The sequence below is a fragment of the Streptomyces guryensis genome (assembly GCF_021261325.1).
GTDB classification, from domain to species: domain Bacteria; phylum Actinomycetota; class Actinomycetes; order Streptomycetales; family Streptomycetaceae; genus Streptomyces; species Streptomyces guryensis.
Window position 1 is genome coordinate 108,277 of sequence record NZ_JAJSBI010000003.1, and the last position, 15,085, is coordinate 123,361.

The following is a 15,085-nucleotide window of genomic DNA, read 5'->3' on the forward strand; positions in this document are numbered from 1 at the left end:
GGGGACCGACCGACGACCGACAAGGAGCGTTGAATCGTGACGGCATTGGCACGGTGGTGCTATCGGCACCGGCTGGTGGTCCTGTTGCTGTGGGTGGGGGCGCTGTTCGGCCTGGGCTTCTCGGCCTCGACGGCGGGAACGAACTACGCGAACGTCTTCTCCCTCCCGGACACGGACTCCAAGAGCGCGTACGACCTGATGGAGAAGGCCTTCCCGAACACCTCGGGCGACACCGACACGGTGGTGTGGAAGACCGACCAGGGCTCGGTGAGGGACCAGGCGGTCCGCTCCCGGATCACGCCCGCCCTCGACAGGATCGCGAAGATGACCGGCGTGGGCGCGGTGACCAGCCCGTACACCGGAGCCCGGGGAGCCGCGCAGATCAGCGGTGACGGCAAGATCGCGTACGCCCAGCTGACCTTCGCCAAGCGTGCGAACGAGGTGCCCAAGGATCTCGTCCAGAAGGTCGTCGACACCGCGCGGGCGGCTGAGAAGGGCGGTCTGCAGGTCGAGTTGGGCGGCCAGGCCATCCAGCGCGTCCAGGCGCCGCCGCAGGGTCTGTCGGAGATGGTCGGCATCGTCGCGGCTGCCGTCGTGCTGTTCCTGGCCTTCGGCTCGTTCTTCGCGATGATGCTGCCGATCGCCATCGCGGTCTTCGGCGTCGGTATGGGCCTGTTCTCCACCCAGTTGCTCAGCCACACCACCGACATCCCCGACATCGCCCCGCTGCTCGCCTCCCTGATCGGCCTCGGCGTCGGCATCGACTACGCGCTGTTCATCGTGACCCGGCACCGGCGCGGCATCCTGCGGGGCCTTGACCCCGAGGAGTCCGCGGTCACGGCCCTCAACACCTCGGGCCGGGCGGTGCTGTTCGCGGGCGGCACGGTCTGCATCGCACTCGCCGGGATGCTCGTGACGCAGCTGCGCTTCCTGGACGGGGTGGTCATCGGAACGTCCCTGACGGTCGTGCTCAGCGTCATGGCCGCCACCACCCTGCTCCCGGCCCTGCTCGGCTTCCTGGGCCCGCGGGTGCTCAGCCGCCGCCAGCGCCGCCGCCTGGCGGCCGAGGGCCCCGAGCCGGAGCGGGCGAGCGGCCTCGCGGCCCGCTGGTCGACGAACGTCGAGAAGCGCCCCCGCAGGATCGCGGCACTCGCCCTGGTCGTCATGGCCGTCCTCGCCATTCCGGTGCTGTCGCTCCGTCTCGGCGCCACCGACCAGGGCAACGACGACGCCTCGACGACCACCAGGAAGGCGTACGACCTGCTCGCCGAGGGCTTCGGCCCCGGCTTCAACGGCCCGCTCCAGGTGGTCAGCGTGAGCGGTGACACCGCCACCCTGGTCAAGGGCATCGAGTCGACCCCCGGGGTGGCCCGAGTGGCCGCACTGCCGCCCGCGCAGGGCGTGACGGTCATCCAGGTCGTACCGAAGACGTCACCGCAGTCCAAGGAGACGGACGATCTGATCGACACCCTGCGGGACCGGGTGATCCCGAAGGCCGGGGCCCAGGCCCATGTCGGCGGTGTGACGGCGGTGTCCAAGGACTTCGCTTCCGTCACCGGCGACCGCCTGCCGCTGTTCATCGCGACGATCATCGGCCTCGGCTTCCTGCTCCTGCTGATCGCCTTCCGCTCCCTGGTGGTACCGCTGACGGCCGCCCTGATGAACCTGATCGCCGCGGCGGCCTCCTTCGGCGTCCTCGTCGCGGTCTTCCAGTGGGGCTGGGGCCTGGATCTGCTGGGCCTGGGCAAGGAGGGCCCGATCAACGCCTTCCTGCCGGTCATCATGCTGTCCCTCCTCTTCGGCCTCTCGATGGACTACCAGGTGTTCCTGGTGAGCCGGATGCACGAGGAGTGGGTGCACACGCGCGACAACGCGCGCGCGGTGCGCGTCGGCCTGGCGGAGACCAGCCGGGTCATCAACTCCGCGGCCCTGATCATGGTCTGCGTGTTCCTGGCCTTCGTCCTGAGCGGTGACTCGGGGGCGGCGATGGCGGGCGTGGGCCTGGCCGCCGCGGTGGCCCTGGACGCGTTCATCCTCCGTACGGCACTGGTGCCGGCCGCGATGCATCTGCTGGGGAACTCCAACTGGTGGCTGCCGGAGTGGCTGGAGAAACGGCTTCCGCACCTGGCGGTCGAGTCGAAAGAGGAGGGATTCGAAGCGCCGGCCTCGGACGGCCCGGCCTCCGTGGTCCACGGCTTCATACGCACCGCTGACGGCGAACCGGTGGACGGCGCCTCGGTGATGCTGCTGTCGAAGGGCGGGCGGCGGCTGGACGGGGTGACGTCACTGGCGGACGGCTCGTACATCGTGTCGGTACCGGCGCCGGGGACCTATCTGCTGGCGACGACGGCGACGGCGTACGGCTCACGGGCGGCACAGGTCGTGGTGGCGGGCGGACCACTGGTGTACGACGTGGAGCTGGCGGAGGGGGAGGTGGACGCGGTGAACTGACCGCGTCAGGACGACTTGCCGGGGGTCGGCAGCACCTTCGTCATCCCCGGCAGGAAGTCCGTGAACAGCTCGTGCACCTCCCGCACCAGCGGCCGCAGCACTCGGAACCTGGCCAGCGACACACCACGGGCCGTCAGCCGGGCCCCCCGCTCGGCCAGCCGGTAGCTCCGCTCCCGGCCCTCGGTCCGGTCGAAGATCCAGTACAGGACCAGTCCCATCTGGGAGAGCCACATCAACTCGGGCAGGACATCGCGGAGTTCCTCCGGGACCTTGGTCTTCGTCGCTCCCTCCAGCACCTCCCGGTGGACGGAGATGGCCTCCACGCGTGCGTGCTCCGACTCCTCGGAGAACGGGCTGAGCGGGCTGTCCGGGTCGGCGGCGTTCTTGAAGAACTGGACCGCGAACTCGTGGTACGGCGTGGCGATGTCCAGCCACGTCTTCAGGACGCCCGCGAGCCGCGCCTCCAGGTCGGTCTCCCGGTCCAGGACCTCCCGGATCGCCGCCCGGTGCTCGGCGGCCAGCCGGTCGTAGAACCCCTGGATCAGGTGTTCCTTGCCGGCGAAGTAGTAGTACGCGTTGCCGACGGAGACCCCGGCCTCCTGGGCGATGGCCCGCATCGTCGTCTTCTCGTAGCCCCGCTCCTGGAACAGCCGCATCGCGGTCTCCAGGATCAGCGCACGGGTCTGCTCGGACTTGCTGGGGTTGCCGCCCTCGTCGGGGCCGTCGTTCTTCGCAGGCACGGAAAGAGAGCCTACGGGGTGGCACAGGAGCCGCCGTCGCAGCCCGGTGCGCTGTACGTCCAGCCCTGCCCCGGCTGGTAGGCCCACCCGTCCGCGCGGCGGTACACCTGCCCGCCCCACATGGCGCCCCGCCACTTCGCGGCCGCGAGGACCGCCCCTCTGGCGAGCCTCGCCCCCGACGGCGTGCTGAGCCGGTGGGCGAGCGGCCGGTGCTCGCGCAGCGCCCACAGGGTGACGATCCAGGCGGCGGCCGCCCGGTAGACCTGCCCCGCGTCGCCGACGACGGTGATCTCGTCGAGGGTGGCGCCGTGGTCGAGGCCGGGGAAGCGCCGCCGGGCCTCCTCCGATGCCGCGGGCACGAGTTCCAGCGGCACCAGCTGCGGCTGCCGTACCAGCCAGTCGCGCAGGAAGGCGCAGAGCGCGCACTCGGCGTCGTACAGAACGGTGAGCCGGCGGACCGGGACCCGGTCCGCCTTCGTGGCAGTCGCCTCGCTCATGCCCCGACCCAGTCCTGCGGCGCGACCGGCGGCACCTGCTCCCGCTCCAGCATCCCGCGCCGCCGGATCCTGTTGAGGACGTACACGTTGCCCAGGTGCATCACACCCAGCACCAGCAGCACCACGCCGAGCTTGGTCGACAGGGCCTCGAAGATCTCCCGGGTGTCCTCGATGGTCTCGTCGCCGCTCAGGTACAGGGCGACGAAGCCGAGGTTGACGAGGTAGAAGCCGACCACCAGGAGGTGGTTGACGGCCTCGGCGAGCTTCTCGTTCCCCTTCAGCACGTCGGCGAGGAAGATCCGCCCGTTGCGGCTGAGCGTGCGGGCCACCCAGATGGTCAGCGCGATGCTGACCAGCAGGTAGATGACGTAGGCGATGACCGTGCGGTCCATGCCCCACCCCTTCTTGAACGCGTTCAAAACGCTGACAGGGGTGACTGTAGACCTGTTTTTGAACACGTTCAAGTCGGATGGGGCATCGCGAGACGCGGCATCGCGGGGGTGGCTCGGGGGGTCCGCGGCCTCAGGGCCTGCGGCCGAGTTCCGGGCGCTTGCTGTAGTCCGTGAACCCGATGACGTTCCCCCACGGGTCGGCGATCTCGGCGGTCCAGCCGGTGGCGACGGAGAAGGGGTCGTCGAGGAGCGGGATGCCCGCCGCGGCGAGGGAACGGGCCGCGGTCCGCGCGTCGGCCACCTCGATCCACACACGCGTCGAGGGCCACGGCGGAGACCGGTGCCCCAGCTCCTCCTCCTGCCGCAGCAGAAGCCCCGGTGTCTCGCCCCCGACCTTCAGCAGCGCGATCCCGGCCTCGTCGAACCGGAAGCCCACCGTGAACCCGGCGCGCTCGTAGAAATCGATCGCCACGGCGAGGTTCCCGACGGGCAGCAGGACGTTGTCGAATCCGAGCAGTTCGTACGACTGGTCATCTGACATACCGTCAGAATAGGAGGGGCGGCGCGCGCTCGGTGGGGACCGGCCGTGCGGGGTCACTCATTGGGGCGAGCGACACCGTTCGTGGAGCCGGGTCCCAGCGGACGCGTACGAGCAAGGGCCCCGCCCCCGGAACGGATTCCGGGAGCGGGGCCCTCAGCGACGTACGCGACGTACGGGAGACCTCGGGAAGGAGGTCAGAAGCGGCGCGTGATCAGTGCCCGCTTCACTTCCTGGATCGCCTTCGTGACCTCGATACCGCGCGGGCAGGCGTCCGTGCAGTTGAAGGTCGTGCGGCAGCGCCACACGCCGTCACGGTCGTTCAGGATCTCCAGGCGCTGCTCGCCGGCCTCGTCGCGCGAGTCGAAGATGAAGCGGTGCGCGTTGACGATGGCGGCCGGACCGAAGTACTGGCCGTCGTTCCAGAAGACCGGGCAGGACGACGTGCACGCGGCGCACAGGATGCACTTCGTGGTGTCGTCGAAGCGCTCGCGGTCCTCGGCCGTCTGGAAACGCTCGCGGGTGGGCTCGTTCGTGTCCTTCGTGATGAGGAAGGGCATGACGTCCCGGTACGCCTGGAAGAACGGCTCCATGTCGACCACGAGGTCCTTCAGGACCGTCAGGCCCTTGATGGGCTCGACCGTGATCGGCTTCTCGGGGTTGATGTCCTTGATGAGGGTCTTGCAGGCAAGACGGTTCTTGCCGTTGATCCTCATCGCGTCCGAGCCGCAGATGCCGTGGGCACAGGAGCGGCGGAAGGTCAGCGTGCCGTCGACGTCCCACTTGATCTTGTGGAGGCCGTCGAGGACGCGCTCCTTGGGGTCGATCTCCAGCTGGAAGTCTTCCCAGACCGCCTCGGCCGAGACCTCCGGGTTGAACCGGCGGACGCGGAAGGTGACGGTGATGTACGGGGAGTCGGCGAAGCCGGGCTCGGGGGCCGCGTCCGCCTTCTCCAGAGTCGGGGTTGCCATCAGTACTTACGCTCCATCGGCTGGTAGCGGGTCTGGACGACCGGCTTGTAGTCGAGACGGATGGACTCGGCGCCGTCGTCGCCCACCTCGCGGTACGCCATGGTGTGGCGCATGAAGTTGACGTCGTCGCGGTTCGGGTAGTCCTCGCGGTAGTGACCGCCGCGGGACTCCTTGCGGGCCAGGGCGGACACGGCCATGACCTCGGCCAGGTCGAGCAGGTTGCCCAGCTCGACGGCCTCCAGCAGGTCGGTGTTGAACCGCTTGCCCTTGTCCTGGATCGACACGTTCTTGTAGCGTTCGCGCAGCTCGGCGATCTTCTCGACCGCCGTCTTGATCGTCTGCTCGGTGCGGAACACCATGACGTTCGCGTCCATGGTCTCCTGCAGCTCGCGGCGCAGGACCGCCACGCGCTCGGTACCGGTGGACGTACGCAGCCGCTCGATCTGCGAGACCACCAGCTCCGCCGGGTTCTCCGGGAGTTCGACGTACTCCGCCGTCTGGCTGTACTCCGCCGCCGCGATGCCGGCCCGGCGGCCGAACACGTTGATGTCGAGCAGCGAGTTGGTGCCCAGGCGGTTGGCGCCGTGCACCGACACACAGGCGACCTCGCCGGCCGCGTACAGGCCCGGGACCACCGTCGTGTTGTCGCTGAGGACCTCACCCTCGACGTTCGTCGGGATGCCGCCCATCGCGTAGTGCGCGGTGGGCTGGATCGGGATCGGGTCCGTGTAGGGCTCGATACCGAGGTACGTGCGCGCGAACTCGGTGATGTCGGGCAGCTTGGCGTCCAGCTGCTCCGGCGGGAGGTGCGTGAGGTCCAGGTAGACGTGGTCGCCCTCGGGACCGCAGCCGCGGCCCTCGCGGATCTCCGTGTAGATGGAGCGGGAGACGACGTCACGGGACGCGAGGTCCTTCATGACCGGCGCGTACTTCTCCATGAAGCGCTCGCCGTCCTTGTTGCGGAGGATGCCGCCCTCACCACGGGCGCCCTCCGTCAGCAGGATGCCCATGCGCCAGATGCCGGTCGGGTGGAACTGGAAGAACTCCATGTCCTCCAGCGGCAGCCCGCGCCGGTAGACGGCGGCCTGGCCGTCACCGGTCAGGGTGTGCGCGTTCGACGTCACCTTGAAGAACTTGCCGGTGCCGCCGGACGCGTAGATCACGGCCTTCGCCTGGAAGACGTGGATCTCACCGGTGGCGAGTTCGTACGCGACGACGCCCGCCGAGCGCTTCACACCGTCGACCTCGGTGATCAGCTGGTCGAGGACGTAGAACTCGTTGAAGAACTCCACGCCCTCCTTCACGCAGTTCTGGTACAGCGTCTGGAGGATCATGTGGCCGGTGCGGTCGGCCGCGTAGCAGGAGCGGCGGACGGGCGCCTCACCGTGGTTACGGGAGTGGCCGCCGAATCGCCGCTGGTCGATCGTCCCGTCGGGCGTCCGGTTGAACGGCAGGCCCATCTTCTCCAGGTCGAGGACGGAGTCGATGGCCTCCTTCGCCAGGATCTCGGCGGCGTCCTGGTCGACCAGGTAGTCACCGCCCTTGACCGTGTCGAAGGTGTGCCACTCCCAGTTGTCCTCCTCCACGTTGGCCAGCGCGGCGGCCATGCCGCCCTGCGCGGCGCCCGTGTGGGAGCGGGTGGGGTAGAGCTTGGTCAGCACGGCGGTGCGGCTGCGCTTCGTCGACTCGATGGCGGCGCGCATACCGGCGCCGCCGGCGCCGACGATGACGGTGTCGTACTTGTGGATCTTCATGGTGGTTGCCTCAGCCCCGTGCCTAGCGGATGTTCGGGTCGAAGGTGAAGATCACCAGCGTGCCCAGCAGGATGGTGAACACCGTGGCGGTGTAGAGCAGGCCCTTGAGCCACAGCCGGGTGTTCGCGCGCTCCGCGTAGTCGTTGATGACCGTGCGCAGGCCGTTGGCGCCGTGCAGCATCGCGAGCCACAGCATGAGCAGGTCCCAGACCTGCCAGAACGGGCTCGCCCAGCGGCCTGCCACGAAGGCGAAGCCGATCTTCGAGACGCCGCCGTCCAGCACGAGCTGGATGAGCAGGTGGCCGAGGACCAGGACGACGAGCACGATGCCGGACAGGCGCATGAAGAGCCAGCCGTACATCTCGAAGTTGCCCCGGGTCGACTTCGGGGACTTCTTGGTGCGCTTGCGCGGGGCCTCGATCAGGGGCGCCGGGTTGTCGACGTTGTGGACGGAGCCGCCCTCGACGGGGCCGATCCCGGACGCGGTGGTTTCAGTGGTGGCCATCGGTCTCAGCTCCCGAACAGTTCACGAGCGGCGTGGCCGAGGACGGGGTAGATCGCCCCGAGCATCAGCACGACCCACAGGCCCACGACGGACCAGAGCATCTGCTTCTGGTAGCGCGGGCCCTTCGACCAGAAGTCGACGGCGATGACGCGCAGGCCGTTCAGTGCGTGGAAGAGGATGGCGGCGACGAGGCCGTACTCCAGCACAGCGACGATCGGGGTCTTGTACGTGGCTACGACCTTGTCGTAGTCCTCGGGTGAGACACGGACGAGAGCGGTGTCCAGCACGTGAACGAACAGGAAGAAGAAGATGAGGACGCCGGTGACTCGATGAGCCACCCAGGACCACATTCCTTCCCGGCCGCGGTACAGCGTTCCAGCCGGCACGGAAGTCCCTCCGGGAGCGGGGATTGGGGCCGCGCCGGCTTTGCCTGTCGGTCGGGCCCGGCCGGGTACGGTCCACCGGCCCCCAGCATGGTAGCCAGCCGCCGCCTTGGTGCTTACAGGGGGCCTACCGGTGTGATCAAAGTGGCACGCGGATGGGTTAGCGTATGCGGCTTCTGAGGTGGGGTGTCCTGGTTCATTTGCTCGGTGCGGCGCCGTCGGGGCTTGTCGCGCCCACGCGGCGGCAGCAGCAAATCGTCACAGTCCCGCGCCCCTGAGGAGGTGGACCACGCGTCCTCTTGCAAGGCGCCGGAGCTCCTCCGCCGCAACTACGCGTTCTTCCTCCGGATCGTTTGTGAGGCGTGAGCGGATGCCTGCCAAAGCGTGATCCAGGGCCTCAGCCGGGGGCAGGCCCTCCAGGCAGATCACGAAGGCGTGGCCGAACTTCGCCTCGTAGGCCGCGTGGGCCGCGCTCAGGGCCGTGTAGGCGATTGCGTACGTTTCGTCCGGCAATGGCGGCAGTGTCTCGCCCGCCAGGGCTTCCGACAGGTCCGTCGGGGAAAGGTCGTACGCGGCCTCGTCCGATGCGGCGAGTAGGGCGTCGATGTCCGGGTAGGGGCGGTGGTCTGCCACCCGGTGGGCCCAGCGGAGGCTGCGGAGGCAGCCCAGGAGGAGCTTGCGGGCCTCGTACGCGGGGGCGACGTTGAAGGCGTCCAGGATGGTGGGCAGCGCCGGTATGGCGGCGACTCGGCCAGGAAGGTGTGTGGGCGTCACGTGTGTTTCGGCAGAGGATGCTGTGGGAGCTGCGAGAGATGTGGTCTTACGTTATCGATATGGGGCGCGCCGTGTCCGACGGATGCCCGAATTTCACCCGCAAGAGAGAGTTTTGGAACGCGTGGTGGACGCGTCGTGTTGTCTGTGGGCTTTAGGTTGAAGCCGTGAGCCAGCACCGGCGCCGGTCTCCGGCGCAGAACGTGAAGCAGCAGCGGCGCGTGATCATCGCGAGTGCGATCGCCGGGACCGTCGCGCTCGGGATCGGCCTGGGGCTCTGGGCCTCCGGCGACGACAGCGGGCCGGCCGGGTCGGCGCAGCAGCAGTCGCCGTCCGCCGCCCGGTCCGCGGCGGCGTCCGGCGCCTCGCAGGACGGGAGTGCGGCGCCCCGCCCGACCCGTTCGTACCCCCTGTCACAGGCTCCCCGCACCATCCCCGCCGTGCGCTCCCACACCGCGGCGCGCGGTCCCGGCTGGCGTCCGGTGCGGGGTGAGCGCGTCGTGGTGAACGACGCCGATCTGGCCGACGAGGGTCGCCTGATCGCCGGTGAGCTCGGGCTGACGTACGCGGGTGAGAAGCAGGACGTGCAGGCCGGGGACGTACGACTGGCGCTGGGCGACGGGGAGGGGGCGAACCCGGAGTCGTATGCGATGACCGTGCGCGGTGGGCGGGTGAACATCAGCGGGCCGACGGATGCCGGTGTGTTCTACGGCACGCGGACGCTCAAGCAGGAGGTGCACGGCGGGGGCACCGCGCCCGAGGGGGTCGTGAACGACCAGCCGGCCAAGCCGGTGCGCGGGTTCATGCTGGACATCGCCCGCAAGCACTTCACCGCGAGCTGGATCGAGGACCGGGTGCGGGAGCTCGGGGACCTGAAGTTCAACCAGCTGGGGCTGCACTTCTCCGACGACCAGGGGTTCCGTATCGAGTCGGACACGCATCCCGAGATCGTGTCGCAGCAGCATCTGACGAAGGCCGAGGTGAAGCAGATCGTCGATCTCGCCGCCAGTCGGCACATCACCGTCGTGCCCGAGATCGACTCGCCGGGGCATCTGGGGGCCGTCATCGCCGCCCACCCCGATCTGCAGCTGCGCAACGCGCAGGGCGTGGCGGCGAAGGGGGCCGTCGACATCTCGAAGCCGGCCGCCGCCAAGATCGTCGATGATCTGCTCAACGAGTACGCCGGTCTCTTCCCCGGCAACCAGTGGAATCTCGGCGGCGACGAGTACCTGGCGCTGATGGTGTCCAACCCGTCCGCCTCCTATCCGCAGCTCGCCGCCGCGGCCGTGAACAAGTACGGGTCCGGTGGCACCGTCTCCGATCTGACCACCGGGTGGCTCAACGACCGGGCCGCCACGATCCGCGCCCACGGTCGGACCATGCGGGTGTGGAACGACGGGTTCTTCCGAGGGGCGTCCGTGCAGCCCGCGAAGGATCTGCAGGTCGCGTACTGGACGGGCAAGGAGATCGGCGCGCGGCAGCCGGTGGAGTATCTGAGTGCCGGGCGGAAGCTGATCAACTACAACGACGAGTTCCTGTACTACGTCCTCGGACAGCCCAACAACTTCGTCTATCCGACCGGGCAGCGGATCTACGAGCAGTGGACGCCACGCGTGGTGCGCGGCACGCAGGCGGTGCCGGCGCAGTACGACGGGCAGATTCTCGGCGGGTCCTTCGCCGTGTGGTGCGACCTGTCGAACTCCCAGACGCAGGACCAGGTCGCGGCCGGGATCCGGATGCCGCTGCGGGCGACCGTGCAGAAGCTGTGGGATCCGGGGCGGCCGGGGCTGTCGTGGACGCAGTTCAAGGCGCTGGCCGGAAAGCTGGGCTGAGCGCGCCCGGCCGCCGCCCGGCCGCCCGGGGCCTCTTGGCCGATACGCCTGCGAACGGGCGTACGACTGTGGTGTATTCGGCGCGGGCCGAAGCAGAGACAGCCGTGGGGGGCCGGGATGGGCTACTGGGGGTACTTCGTCGTGGGCCGCAGCGAGCGGCCGCTTGCCGAGCTCGACGCGCTCGCGGGGGCGAAGGGCATGCTGCAGCGGTCGTCTGCGGCCGGTGGCTGGCAGGTGTGGGAGTACCCGAGCGGGGACGGCGAGGTCGGGAACATGAACGTCCTCGCCGCCGATACCGGGGCGCCCGCGCTCTTCGGATACGTCATGGACAGCGACTGTGTTGTGGTGGAGGCGGCGGCGCCCGAGAGCGGGGCGTGGACGACGTGCCTCGCGCGGGCCGCGATGGCCGGGTACCTCGGCGCCGCGAGCGAGGGGCTCACGATCGAGGACTACTTCCTGGAGCCGCGTGACGCCGCCGGCCGGGCGGTCGCCTGGGCCGCCGAGGCGGGGCACGACGCGGACACCGGGCCGTTGCTCGACGTTCTGACCGCCGACGCCGATCCGTTGGCCGAAAACCTCTTTTTCCAGTTGCTCGACCGGCTCGGTGTGGTACCGCTGTGACACTCCCGGGCCGTCGCACGCAGTAAGGGGAAGTGTGGGCTCCGTAAGGGAAGAGCCCTGCTGGGCCCGGTACGGGACCCGCAGAAGGAGGCGTGGATGAGCCTGGTGGAACTGATCGCTCAGGCCGACGAACGCGGACTGGCCGCCAGCGGGTTGGCTTGTTTGGATCGGTGTGTGCCACTTCTGGGTGGTGACGACGAGGTCCTGCGGCCCCTGTGGGCCAGCCTTGCGGACTCCGGCGACGTCGGTGACTGGGGTGAGCGGCTGGAATACGCGCGCGGGAGGCTCGGCGGGGCCGAGGAGCCCGGCGAGGGCGAGGCCGCACTGCTGGCCCGCCGGATGCTGGCCGCCGCGCCGGCCGAACCGACCGCCGGGCAGGTACGGGTGTGGGCGGACGCCTGCTCGGTCGCTGCGCTGCAGATACATCGGCTGCTGGATCCCCTGGTGGACGAGGCGTCTTCGGTCGACTCGCGTCGGGAGGGGCGTACGGAGGGGATGTCGCCGCTCGTCGCTGCGGAGTTGCGGCGACAGGTCGCCGTACTTGAGTTGCTTGCCGGGCATGGGGCGGGGGGGTTGCGGCGGGCGTTGGAGGTGTCGATCGAGGGGCGGCGGGTTTTGCAGGCGGTGGTGTCGCGTCGGGCGCGGCGCGGGTAGGGGGTGACGGTTGGTGGGCGGCTGCGGGTTCGTTGTGGCTGGTCGCGCAGTTCCCCGCGCCCCTGAAAAGCCGCTGTCCGCGTCCCCGGAAAAGCGGCTGTCCGCGTTGCGGGAAGGCCGCTGCCGCGCCCCGGGAAAGTCGTGTCCGTGTTGTCCCCGGGACGGCCGCTGTCCGCGTCCTGGGAAGGCCGCTGCCGCGCCCCCGGGAAAGTCGTGTCCGTGTTGTCCGCGGGACGGCCGCTCCCGCGCCCCGGGAAAGTCGCTGCCCGCCGCCCCCGGGAGGCGGCGGCCTGCACGTCTGAGGTGGGGAGTCAGCGGAGTAGGCACTTCACCACGGCGTCGCCGTAGTCGGCCGTCTGGGTGTAGAAGGTCGTCAGGTCGCGGTGGGTCGTGGTGAAGAGGGCGTGGGTTTCCTGTTCCGTGGCGGGGCCGCCGTAGCGGGGGAGGAGTGCGGCGCGGGCCTCGCTCCACAGGGCTTCGACGTCGGCCGATATGAGGAACACGGCCACCTGGGCCGTCTGGGCGGCGGTCAGGAGGAGGAAGGGGGGCTCGCCGGGGTCGTGGTGCGGGACCGGGCGGCCGCCGAGGACCACGTGGGACCGGGGACCCTCCTCGGCGCGGTGCGGGGGTGCTCCCGCGTAGAGGGCGTCGTGGTCGGCGTAGTGGTGGTCCAGCATCTCCTCCCGGTGGCGGTCGATCCGGAGGCGCACGGTGTCCCAGTCGTCCTGGAACAGTCGTTGCAGCCAGTTCGCGCTGTTGCGCAGGGCCGAGGGCGGCACCGCGCGGAGATGGAAGTACAGGCTCATCAGTGAGAGGAGCGCACGGAAGGGGCGAAGCGTCACTCCCGGGCAGAACTCGCACGTGAGGGGGGCCTGTGGCCGTACTGCGGCGGCTATGGGGCGGTCCTGCACCGTTCCAGGGAACTTCCCGGAAAACGCGTGACGGATGGGCTGCCGACCCCGCTCCTGTGTATGTGACTACCTTCCACGAGACCAGGCCGAGCGCGGCGACGAAGCCCGTGCGGTGGGCGGCTGACGCGGTCGCCGCGATGCGTGAGGGCGCACGGCTGCGCCTCGACTACTCGGCGCAGAGCCTGTGGCGCGTCGACCGGATGATCGAGGGGATACGCCAGGAAGGGGCGCCGTACGCCGCCGTGGAGAGCGTGTTGCGCGGCTTCGGGGCCTACGCCGGTGAAGTGATCGCCCGTCAGACCGGCGCCGAGTGGTGGACGACCGGCGGCGACCACTGGATACGTACCCCGGACGGGCGGATGTGGGACCCCTTCGACGAGGCCCGGCGCTGCTGGAACGGAGACGGTTCGCTGCGGCTGCTGTGCCGGGATGCGACCGTCCGCACATGACCGAGGCGGCAAAATCGCCGTAATAAGAGACGCTGGCGTTCCCAAAGTGGAGGGGGCGGGAGCACGATGGGGTCATGGCTGACAACCGTCGTTGGTGGGCTCTCGTCGTCATCGCGCTCGCCCAGTTGATGGTCGTCCTCGACATGACCATCGTGAACATCGCCCTGCCCTCGGCCCAGGCCGCGCTGCACATGTCGGACGGGAACCGGCAGTGGGTCATCACCGCGTACACCCTGGCTTTCGGCGGGCTGCTGCTGCTCGGCGGACGGGTCGCCGACCTGGTCGGCCGCAGGAACACCTTCGTGATCGGGCTGCTCGGGTTCGCCGCCGCCTCCGCGCTGGGCGGGGCGGCCGTCAACTCCGGGATGCTGTTCGGGGCGCGGGCCCTGCAGGGCGTGTTCGCCGCGCTGCTCGCCCCGTCCGCGCTGTCGCTGCTCGCGACGACGTTCACCGACCCGAAGGACCGCGGGAAGGCCTTCGGCATCTTCGGCGCCATCATCGGCGCGGGCGCCGCGGTGGGCCTGCTCGCGGGCGGCTTCCTCACCCAGTACCTGAACTGGCGCTGGTGCCTGTACGTCAACGTCCCCATCGCACTGGTCGCCTTCTTCGGCGCGCTGGCCCTGCTCGCACCCGGCGAGCGCCACCCCGACGCGCGCCTCGACGTGCCCGGCGCGCTGCTCGGCTCGGCCGGAATGCTCGCGCTCGTCTACGGCTTCTCCGAGGCGGAGTCGCGGAGTTGGCACGACGGGCTGGTGCTGACGCTGCTCGTCGGCGGGGTCGTGCTGCTCGCGGCGTTCGGGTTCTGGCAGACGCGGGCGCGGGTGCCGTTGCTGCCGATGTCCGTGGTGAAGGACCGTCAGCGGGTCGGTGCCTTCCTCGCGACGCTGCTCGTGACCATCGGCATGTTCGGCGTGTTCCTGTTCCTGACGTACTACATGCAGGGCGTTCTCGGATATTCGCCGGTCAAGACGGGTGTCGCGTATCTGCCCATCACCGCCGGGATGATCGTCGGATCGACCCAGATCGCGGCCCGGGGGCTGGGCAAGGTGCCGCCGCGGATGCTGATGGTGCCGGGGCTGCTGGTGGCGGCCGGCGCGCTCGCGATCATCGCCCAGGTGGGGACCGAACCGGCCTACGCCTCGCACATCCTGCCCGGCATGCTGATGCTCGGACTCGGCATGGGTACCGCGATGATGACCTCCGTCTCGCTGGCCACCGGAAGCGTCGCGCCGCGTGACTCGGGAGCGGCCTCCGCCACCTTCAACACCGCCCAGCAGGTGGGCGGTTCGATCGGCACGGCGCTGCTGAACACCATCGCCGCGACGGTGACGGCGCGCTATCTGACGGCGCATGCGGGGCCGGGGGTCAACCCGCGCTCGCTGCAGGCGGAGGCGACCGTACACGGGTTCAACGTCGCCACCTGGTGGGCGATGGGGTCGCTGCTGCTGGCCGCGGCCATCGCGGGCCTTGTCGTGAACGCGGACCGGGCGCCCACCCCGCAAGCTGCGCAGGAGCGGACGCCCGAACCGGTGGACACGGCGATGTGAACTGTCTTGTGGTGACGGCTACTTGATAGCGCCACTCGACAGCGCCACTCGACAGCGTCACTTGATATC

Annotated in this window: 16 protein-coding genes; 6 read left to right on the plus strand and 10 right to left on the minus strand. The window is 69.7% G+C overall.

What is annotated here, in order from left to right; translation table 11 throughout:
• Window positions 1-45: 45 nt before the first annotated feature.
• Window positions 46-2,451 (plus strand): MMPL family transporter, encoded by a 2,406-nt coding sequence (locus tag LJ657_RS07390; RefSeq protein WP_232647959.1) that lies wholly within the window; start codon window positions 46-48, stop codon window positions 2,449-2,451.
• 5 nt (window positions 2,452-2,456) lie between these two features.
• Here the strand turns inward: LJ657_RS07390 and LJ657_RS07395 are convergent, their stop codons facing one another.
• The 9 genes from LJ657_RS07395 to LJ657_RS07435 all read right to left on the minus strand — a co-directional run bounded on the left by LJ657_RS07395 (window position 2,457) and on the right by LJ657_RS07435 (window position 9,005).
• The gene (locus LJ657_RS07395; RefSeq protein WP_232647556.1) at window positions 2,457-3,191 is read right to left on the minus strand and encodes a TetR family transcriptional regulator; all 735 of its coding nucleotides are present in this window, start codon (window positions 3,189-3,191) and stop codon (window positions 2,457-2,459) included.
• Window positions 3,192-3,202: 11 nt separating this feature from the next.
• Complete coding sequence (locus LJ657_RS07400) at window positions 3,203-3,688, minus strand: thiol-disulfide oxidoreductase DCC family protein (RefSeq protein WP_232647560.1); 486 nt, start codon at window positions 3,686-3,688, stop codon at window positions 3,203-3,205.
• On the minus strand, window positions 3,685-4,080 hold the full coding sequence (locus LJ657_RS07405) for a hypothetical protein (RefSeq protein WP_232647562.1): 396 nt from the start codon (window positions 4,078-4,080) through the stop codon (window positions 3,685-3,687). Before LJ657_RS07405 ends, LJ657_RS07400 begins: the two co-directional genes overlap by 4 nt.
• Window positions 4,081-4,210: 130 nt before the next feature.
• Window positions 4,211-4,621 (minus strand): VOC family protein, encoded by a 411-nt coding sequence (locus LJ657_RS07410; RefSeq protein WP_232647564.1) that lies wholly within the window; start codon window positions 4,619-4,621, stop codon window positions 4,211-4,213.
• Window positions 4,622-4,815: 194 nt separating this feature from the next.
• Window positions 4,816-5,589 (minus strand): succinate dehydrogenase iron-sulfur subunit, encoded by a 774-nt coding sequence (locus tag LJ657_RS07415; RefSeq protein ID WP_232647566.1) that lies wholly within the window; start codon window positions 5,587-5,589, stop codon window positions 4,816-4,818.
• Complete coding sequence (sdhA, locus tag LJ657_RS07420) at window positions 5,589-7,343, minus strand: succinate dehydrogenase flavoprotein subunit (protein ID WP_232647571.1); 1,755 nt, start codon at window positions 7,341-7,343, stop codon at window positions 5,589-5,591. The genes LJ657_RS07415 and sdhA overlap by 1 nt, the downstream gene beginning before the upstream one ends.
• Window positions 7,344-7,365: 22 nt before the next feature.
• The gene (locus LJ657_RS07425; protein WP_123967080.1) at window positions 7,366-7,848 is read right to left on the minus strand and encodes a succinate dehydrogenase hydrophobic membrane anchor subunit; all 483 of its coding nucleotides are present in this window, start codon (window positions 7,846-7,848) and stop codon (window positions 7,366-7,368) included.
• Window positions 7,849-7,853: 5 nt separating this feature from the next.
• Window positions 7,854-8,234: a succinate dehydrogenase, cytochrome b556 subunit gene (gene sdhC / locus LJ657_RS07430; protein WP_037884595.1), complete on the minus strand. Its 381-nt coding sequence runs from the start codon at window positions 8,232-8,234 to the stop codon at window positions 7,854-7,856.
• A 255-nt stretch (window positions 8,235-8,489) separates the two neighbouring features.
• Entirely contained in the window at window positions 8,490-9,005 is a 516-nt protein-coding gene (locus LJ657_RS07435; protein ID WP_232647572.1) for a 2-oxo-4-hydroxy-4-carboxy-5-ureidoimidazoline decarboxylase, read from the minus strand.
• A 164-nt stretch (window positions 9,006-9,169) separates the two neighbouring features.
• On the opposite strand from LJ657_RS07435, the gene LJ657_RS07440 reads away from it, so the two are divergent.
• The 3 genes from LJ657_RS07440 (at window position 9,170) to LJ657_RS07450 (ending at window position 12,109) form a co-directional block, all read left to right on the plus strand.
• Complete coding sequence (locus LJ657_RS07440; RefSeq protein WP_372487823.1) at window positions 9,170-10,834, plus strand: beta-N-acetylhexosaminidase; 1,665 nt, start codon at window positions 9,170-9,172, stop codon at window positions 10,832-10,834.
• A gap of 117 nt (window positions 10,835-10,951) precedes the next feature.
• Complete coding sequence (locus LJ657_RS07445; protein WP_232647573.1) at window positions 10,952-11,455, plus strand: hypothetical protein; 504 nt, start codon at window positions 10,952-10,954, stop codon at window positions 11,453-11,455.
• Between the two features lie 96 nt (window positions 11,456-11,551).
• Window positions 11,552-12,109: a hypothetical protein gene (locus LJ657_RS07450; RefSeq protein ID WP_232647574.1), complete on the plus strand. Its 558-nt coding sequence runs from the start codon at window positions 11,552-11,554 to the stop codon at window positions 12,107-12,109.
• Window positions 12,110-12,420: 311 nt separating this feature from the next.
• On the opposite strand, the gene LJ657_RS07455 is transcribed toward LJ657_RS07450, so the two are convergent.
• Complete coding sequence (locus LJ657_RS07455; protein ID WP_232647575.1) at window positions 12,421-12,915, minus strand: DUF1877 family protein; 495 nt, start codon at window positions 12,913-12,915, stop codon at window positions 12,421-12,423.
• 167 nt (window positions 12,916-13,082) lie between these two features.
• On the opposite strand from LJ657_RS07455, the gene LJ657_RS07460 reads away from it, so the two are divergent.
• Both LJ657_RS07460 and LJ657_RS07465 read left to right on the plus strand, forming a co-directional pair.
• On the plus strand, window positions 13,083-13,469 hold the full coding sequence (locus LJ657_RS07460; RefSeq protein WP_232647576.1) for a hypothetical protein: 387 nt from the start codon (window positions 13,083-13,085) through the stop codon (window positions 13,467-13,469).
• A 74-nt stretch (window positions 13,470-13,543) separates the two neighbouring features.
• Entirely contained in the window at window positions 13,544-15,016 is a 1,473-nt protein-coding gene (locus LJ657_RS07465; protein ID WP_232647577.1) for an MFS transporter, read from the plus strand.
• The last annotated feature ends 69 nt before the right edge of the window (window positions 15,017-15,085 follow it).

Bases quoted from the DNA above. Each gene is read 5' to 3' on its own strand.
- sdhA (WP_232647571.1), bottom strand. From the start codon at position 7,343: ATGAAGATCCACAAGTACGACACCGTCATCGTCGGCGCCGGCGGCGCC.
- LJ657_RS07455 (WP_232647575.1), bottom strand. From the start codon at position 12,915: ATGAGCCTGTACTTCCATCTCCGCGCGGTGCCGCCCTCGGCCCTGCGC.
- LJ657_RS07405 (WP_232647562.1), bottom strand. From the start codon at position 4,080: ATGGACCGCACGGTCATCGCCTACGTCATCTACCTGCTGGTCAGCATC.
- LJ657_RS07445 (WP_232647573.1), top strand. From the start codon at position 10,952: ATGGGCTACTGGGGGTACTTCGTCGTGGGCCGCAGCGAGCGGCCGCTT.
- LJ657_RS07400 (WP_232647560.1), bottom strand. From the start codon at position 3,688: ATGAGCGAGGCGACTGCCACGAAGGCGGACCGGGTCCCGGTCCGCCGG.
- LJ657_RS07465 (WP_232647577.1), top strand. From the start codon at position 13,544: ATGGCTGACAACCGTCGTTGGTGGGCTCTCGTCGTCATCGCGCTCGCC.
- LJ657_RS07425 (WP_123967080.1), bottom strand. From the start codon at position 7,848: ATGGCCACCACTGAAACCACCGCGTCCGGGATCGGCCCCGTCGAGGGC.
- LJ657_RS07415 (WP_232647566.1), bottom strand. From the start codon at position 5,589: ATGGCAACCCCGACTCTGGAGAAGGCGGACGCGGCCCCCGAGCCCGGC.
- LJ657_RS07450 (WP_232647574.1), top strand. From the start codon at position 11,552: ATGAGCCTGGTGGAACTGATCGCTCAGGCCGACGAACGCGGACTGGCC.
- LJ657_RS07410 (WP_232647564.1), bottom strand. From the start codon at position 4,621: ATGTCAGATGACCAGTCGTACGAACTGCTCGGATTCGACAACGTCCTG.